General features: G+C 74.9%; 7 protein-coding genes. 6 read left to right on the forward strand and 1 reads right to left on the reverse strand.

All coding sequences use genetic code 11. The features are described 5' to 3' along the window. The 3 genes from C7C46_RS33245 to C7C46_RS35610 form a co-directional block, all read left to right on the forward strand. Window positions 1-538 (forward strand): winged helix-turn-helix domain-containing protein (locus tag C7C46_RS33245; protein ID WP_110673616.1); only part of this gene is annotated, 538 nt, incomplete at its 5' end. A 35-nt stretch (window positions 539-573) separates the two neighbouring features. Then, window positions 574-1,824 carry a sensor histidine kinase gene (locus tag C7C46_RS33250; RefSeq protein ID WP_245985317.1) on the forward strand — a complete coding sequence of 417 codons (1,251 nt, stop codon included), beginning with the start codon at window positions 574-576 and terminating at the stop codon, window positions 1,822-1,824. A 49-nt stretch (window positions 1,825-1,873) separates the two neighbouring features. Beyond that, entirely contained in the window at window positions 1,874-2,155 is a 282-nt protein-coding gene (locus C7C46_RS35610) for a hypothetical protein (RefSeq protein WP_181442680.1), read from the forward strand. A 125-nt stretch (window positions 2,156-2,280) separates the two neighbouring features. Here the strand turns inward: C7C46_RS35610 and murA are convergent, their stop codons facing one another. Next, the gene (gene murA, locus C7C46_RS33255) at window positions 2,281-3,627 is read right to left on the reverse strand and encodes a UDP-N-acetylglucosamine 1-carboxyvinyltransferase (RefSeq protein WP_110673617.1); all 1,347 of its coding nucleotides are present in this window, start codon (window positions 3,625-3,627) and stop codon (window positions 2,281-2,283) included. A gap of 214 nt (window positions 3,628-3,841) precedes the next feature. Here murA and C7C46_RS33260 point away from each other — a divergent pair, with 214 nt between their 5' ends. The 3 genes from C7C46_RS33260 to C7C46_RS33270 form a co-directional block, all read left to right on the forward strand. After that, a complete protein-coding gene (locus tag C7C46_RS33260; RefSeq protein WP_110673618.1) occupies window positions 3,842-4,411 on the forward strand; it encodes a YqgE/AlgH family protein in 570 nt (189 codons plus the stop codon). Between the two features lie 54 nt (window positions 4,412-4,465). Continuing rightward, window positions 4,466-4,750 (forward strand): DUF3039 domain-containing protein, encoded by a 285-nt coding sequence (locus C7C46_RS33265; RefSeq protein ID WP_110673619.1) that lies wholly within the window; start codon window positions 4,466-4,468, stop codon window positions 4,748-4,750. Window positions 4,751-4,831: 81 nt separating this feature from the next. Beyond that, window positions 4,832-5,563 (forward strand): family 20 glycosylhydrolase (locus tag C7C46_RS33270; RefSeq protein ID WP_146259328.1); only part of this gene is annotated, 732 nt, incomplete at its 3' end.

The following is a 5,563-nucleotide window of genomic DNA, read 5'->3' on the forward strand; positions in this document are numbered from 1 at the left end:
CCTGGTCGCCGACCGGCTGCTGCCCGACGGGGACAGCCTGCGCCTGGTCGCGGCCCGCCGCCGGGACGGCTGGAGCCGACCGGTGCTACTGCTCACCGCGCTCGACTCGGTGGCCGACCGGGTGACCGGCCTGGAGGCCGGCGCCGACGACTACCTGGTCAAGCCGTTCGCCGCCGCCGAGCTGGTGGCCCGGGTGCGCAACCTGGCCCGCCGCCCGCTGCAGGCGGTCACCGCCCCGCAGCTGCGCCTGGGCGACCTGGAGCTGGACCTGCCGCGCCGCCGGGTGACCCGGGGCGGGGTGCTGCTCTCGCTGACCGCCAAGGAGCACGCGGTCCTGCAGATCCTGATGCTGCAGGCCGGCCAGGTGGTGACCCGCAGCCGGCTGATCGAGAGCTGCTGGGACGAGCTGAACGAGCCGATGTCCAACGTGGTCGACGTGCTGATCCGCCAGCTGCGCCGCCGGCTCGGCGCCCCCGACCCGATCGAGACCGTGCGCGGCGTCGGCTACCGGCTGGTCGACCCGGCCGTCGAGCAGTGAGCTCCCTCCCCCGGACCGGCGGCCGGGAGGGGCCCTTGGCCGCGGACCGGCTGCGCCGGCTGCGCTGGACGCTCACCCTGCTGTTCACCGGGACCACCGCCGGCTGCCTGCTGGTGCTGGCCACGCTGGCCGTGCAGACCGACCAGCGGTCCCGGATCAAGGACATCGACAGCGACCTGGGCCGCCGCTCGGCCGGGCTCTCCCGCAGCCTGTGGTTCGACAACGGGCAGCTGGTCACCGACCCGCTGGGCGAGGACGAGCTGGCCCGCGGCGCCGACGTGCTGGCCGCCTGGCAGGACGGCGCCGCCGGCGGCGCGCCGGTCCTGCGCTGGGTGCGCCCGGCCGCCGACCGGCTGCCCGCCGCGCCGGTGTTGGCCAGGCTGTGGAAGCAGGCCCGGGACACCCAGGAGAGCGCGCTGCTCAGCGGCCCGAACCAGGCCGGCCGGCAGCTGCGCTGGGCGGTGGCACCGGTCTGGGACGGTGACACGGTGGCGGCCGTGGTGGTGGTCGGTACCGATCCGGCGCAGAGCCGGGCGGACCACGCACGGCTGGTGCGCTGGCTGGTGCTGGGCTGCTCGGTGCTGCTGCTGGCGGCCGGCGCGATCGGGCACCTGCTGTCCGGCCGGGCGATGCGCCCGGCCCTGGTCGGCCTGGAGCAGCAGGAGCAGTTCCTCACCGAGGCCGCCCACGAGCTGCGCACCCCGCTGGCCACGCTGCGGCTGGTGGTGGAGCGCGGGGCCGCGGCCCCGGAGCGGGCGCCCGCGGCGCTGCGCGAGGCGGCCCAGCTGACCGACCGGCTGGCCCGGCTGGTCACCGGGCTGCTCGGCCGGGCCCGGATCGAGGCCGGCACCGAACGGGTGGAGCTGACCCTGCTGCGGCTGGACCAGCTGGTCGAGCAGACGGTGGCCGAGCTGCCCGGCGGCCCCGGCGCGGACCCGGGCCGGGTGACGGTCGAGGTGCCGGAGCAGCCGGTGGTGGCGCGCGGCGAGCCGGAGCTGCTGGCCCAGGCGGTGCGCAACCTGGTGGAGAACGCGCTGCGCTACGGCGGCGGCACCGCGGTGGCGGTGGCGGTGGCGCCCGGGCTGGTCACGGTGACCGACGCGGGCCCCGGGGTGCCGGCGGCGCGCCGCGAGCAGGTGTTCCGACGCGGCGTCACCAGCGGCGCCGGCACCGGGACGGGCCTGGCCATTGTGCGCTGGGTGGCCGAGCTGCACGGCGGCAGCGCCCGGCTGACCGAGGCCCCCGGCGGCGGCGTGCGGGCCGAACTGCGGCTGCCGACCGACTGATCCGACTTCCTCATCGTCAGCTCATCTGGCGGCTGGCAGGCTGCGGAGCATGAGCAAGCGCGTGTCGAACGGGTCGAACCCCCACCCCCCGCGCCGGCTGCGCAAGGCCGGCGGACTGCTGCTGGCCGCGCTCGCGGTGGTCGGGCTGCTGCACCTGTTTCCGGCCGAGCCGGCGGCGGCGGACAGTCCGGCCACCCGTTCCACGGCGGGTCAGCTGCTGCGCCGCGCGGGGCTGCCGCACGGCCCGGCGCACGAACTGCTCAGCAACCTGGTGCGCCGTCAGGCCCGGCAGCACGACCGCCCGGGCCACCACCACGGGCGGCGCCACTGAGGCCGCGCCCACCCGATCGCCGGCGCGCCCTGCGCCGGTCGTGACCGGACACACCTGGCGGGGTGGCCGGACACGAAAGGGGCCGCCCTGGCGGGGGCGGCCCCTTCCGTACGTGTGACACCCGGTCAGACCGAGGTCAGCAGCTCCTGCTCACTGGGCAGCTGGACGTGCGCACCGAGCGCCCGCAGCTTCTCCAGGAAGTTCTCGTAGCCGCGGTTGATCAGCGAGATGCCGTGCACCGTGGAGGTGCCCTCGGCGGCCAGCGCCGCGATCAGGTAGGAGAAGCCGCCGCGCAGGTCCGGGATGACCAGCTCGCCGCCGAGCAGCTTGGCCGGGCCGGAGACCACCGCGGAGTGCAGGAAGTTGCGCTGGCCGAACCGGCACGGGGTGCCGCCCAGGCACTCGCGGTACAGCTGGATGTGCGCGCCCATCTGGTTCAGCGCCGAGGTGAAGCCGAGCCGCGACTCGTACACCGTCTCGTGCACGATCGACAGGCCGGCCGCCTGGGTCAGCGCGACCACCAGCGGCTGCTGCCAGTCGGTCTGGAAGCCGGGGTGCACGTCGGTCTCCAGCGCGATGGCGTTCAGCTCGCCGCCCGGGTGCCAGAACCGGATGCCCTCGTCGTCCACCGCGAAGGCGCCGCCGACCTTCCGGAAGGTGTTCAGGAAGGTCATCATCTCCAGCTGGCGGGCGCCGCGGACGTAGATGTCGCCCTTGGTGGCCAGCGCCGCGCAGGCCCAGGAGGCGGCCTCCAGCCGGTCCGGCAGCGCGCGGTGCTCGTACCCGCCCAGGTGGTCCACCCCGGTGATCAGGATGGTCCGGTCGGTGCCCATGGAGATGATCGCGCCCATCTTCTGCAGCACGCAGATCAGGTCGACGATCTCCGGCTCGATGGCCGCGTTGCGCAGCTCGGTGTCGCCCTCGGCGAGCACCGCGGTGAGCAGCACCTGCTCGGTGGCGCCGACCGACGGGTAGGGCAGCTCGATCTTGGTGCCGCGCAGCCGCTGCGAGGCCGCCAGGTAGGTGCCCTGGGGGTGCTTCTCGATGGTGGCGCCGAACTGGCGCAGCACCTCGAAGTGGAAGTCGACCGGGCGGCCGCCGATGTCGCAGCCGCCCAGGCCCGGGATGAACGCGTGGCCGAGCCGGTGCAGCAGCGGGCCGCAGAACAGGATCGGGATCCGGGAGGAGCCGGCGTGCGCGTCGATGTCGGCGACATTGGCGCTCTCCACGTGGGACGGGTCGAGGATCAGCTCGCCCTCCTCCTCGCCGCTGCGCACGGTCACCCCGTGCAGCTGGAGCAGGCCGCGGACCACCTTCACATCACGGATGTCCGGGACGTTGCGCAGTCTGCTGGGGCCCTGGCCGAGCAGGGCGGCCACCATCGCCTTGGGCACCAGGTTCTTGGCGCCGCGGACGCGGATCTCGCCTTCCAGCGGAGTGCCTCCGTGGACCAGCAGGACGTCGTCGGTCATCGTTCTCGCAATCAGGGGGGTTTGCGGCCATGGCAGGGGCGCCACCTTGGGTAGATGGTAATGGCCGTCTCTTCGGTTCCCGGGCCGCCCGCCGGTGCTCGTGGGCCCTCCGGGTGGCAGCCGGGGCGAACGGGTGAGCGAGGGTTTGCCGGGAGGGCTGCGCCGTTCGCGTTTCGGGGACCCGTAGCCGGGCCGACTGCGGGATCATATGGGCATGACCGCGGCCCTCTCCCACACCGGCCGCCTGCTGGTGGCGACTCCGGTGCTGACCGACCCGAACTTCGTGCGGTCGGTGGTGCTGCTGCTCGACCACGACGGGCAGGGGGCGCTCGGCGTGGTGCTCAACCGGCCGAGCCCGGTGGAGGTCTCGGACGTGCTGGACGGCTGGGCCGAGCTGGCCGGCGACCCGCAGGTGGTGTTCCAGGGCGGGCCGGTGGGCCTGGACTCGGCGCTCGCGGTGGCCGTGATGCCGGGCGAGCCGGGCCCCGAGGAACCGCTGGGCTGGCGCCGGGTGCACGGGGCGATCGGCCTGGTCGACCTGGACGCGCCGCCGCAGCTGCTGGCCGGGGAGCTGGGGGCGCTGCGGGTGTTCGCCGGGTACGCCGGATGGACCCCGGGGCAGTTGGAGGCGGAGATCGCCGAGGGCGCCTGGTTCCTGGTGGAGGCCGAGCCGGGGGACATCTCCTGCCGGCGGCCCGAGCGGCTGTGGCGCGAGGTGCTGCGCCGCCAGCGCGGGGAGCTGGCGGTGCTGGCGACCTATCCCGAGGACCCGACGCTCAACTGAGCGGGCCGCGCTGGGGGCTCCGTTTCGCGGGCCGCCCCCATAGACTTGGCGCCCATGAGCACTCTTGAGCCCGAGCGCGGCCTCGGTACCGGCACTCTGGTCGAGCCCGTCCCGCAGGTGTCCAACGGCGACGGCGACCACGAGCGCTTCGCGCACTACGTCCAGAAGGACAAGATCATGGAGAGCGCCCTCTCCGGCTCCCCGGTGGTCGCGCTCTGCGGCAAGGTCTGGGTGCCCGGGCGCGACCCGAAGAAGTACCCGGTCTGCCCGATGTGCAAGGAGATCTACGACGGCATCGGCGCCGGTGGCGGCGACAAGGGCGGCGACAAGGACAGCTAGTCCCGGCGCGTAGTCCCGGCGCGGTGACTTCTGCCCTCAGTGGTCTATGCCACTGAGGTCGGCGCGGGGCAGGATGTCCGCATGGACCTGATCCCCGCGCCGCTTGCCGCCCAGCTCGACCCGTCGGCCCGGCTGCGGCTGGACGCCGCGACCACGCTGGGCGGCGGGCCCGGCACCGAGCGGGCCGAGGCCTGGCTGCGCGAGCGGCTCGGGGCGGCCGGCGGCCTGCCGCTGCGCTGGTCGGCCGACCCGGTGATCGCCCTGGCGCTGGACGCGGCGCTGGCGCCCGAGGCGTACCGGATCGAGGTGGACGCCGAGCGGGTGCGGATCACCGCCGGCTCCGAGCGGGGCGCGCACTGGGCGGTCGAGACGGTGCGCCAGTTGCTCGGCTCGGCCGCCTTCCGGCGCGCGCCGGTGGCCGGCGCCGCGTGGTCGCTGCCGCTGGGCACGGTGGCCGACGAGCCGCGGTTCGGCTGGCGCGGGGTGCTGCTGGACGTGGCCCGGCACTTCCTGCCCAAGGCCGACCTGCTGCGCTACGTGGACCTGCTGGCGGCGCACAAGCTGAACGTGCTGCACCTGCACCTGACGGACGACCAGGGCTGGCGGTTCGAGGTCAAGCGCTACCCGCGGCTGACCGAGGTGGGCAGCTGGCGGGAGCGCTCGATGGTCGGCTACCGGGCCGCCGGGCGCCGCGACGACCGCCCGCACGGCGGCTACTACACCCAGGAGGACCTGCGCGAGCTGGTCGCCTACGCGGCCGAGCGCGGGAGCACCGTGGGTCCCGAGAACGACCTTCCGGGCCACACCCAGGCC

The organism is Streptomyces tateyamensis (assembly GCF_003205575.1).
Lineage (GTDB): Bacteria > Actinomycetota > Actinomycetes > Streptomycetales > Streptomycetaceae > Kitasatospora > Kitasatospora tateyamensis.

Excerpts from the sequence above, each read along its gene's own strand:
- C7C46_RS35610 (WP_181442680.1), top strand. The coding sequence starts at position 1,874 with ATGAGCAAGCGCGTGTCGAACGGGTCGAACCCCCACCCCCCGCGCCGG.
- murA (WP_110673617.1), bottom strand. The coding sequence starts at position 3,627 with ATGACCGACGACGTCCTGCTGGTCCACGGAGGCACTCCGCTGGAAGGC.
- C7C46_RS33260 (WP_110673618.1), top strand. The coding sequence starts at position 3,842 with ATGACCGCGGCCCTCTCCCACACCGGCCGCCTGCTGGTGGCGACTCCG.
- C7C46_RS33265 (WP_110673619.1), top strand. The coding sequence starts at position 4,466 with ATGAGCACTCTTGAGCCCGAGCGCGGCCTCGGTACCGGCACTCTGGTC.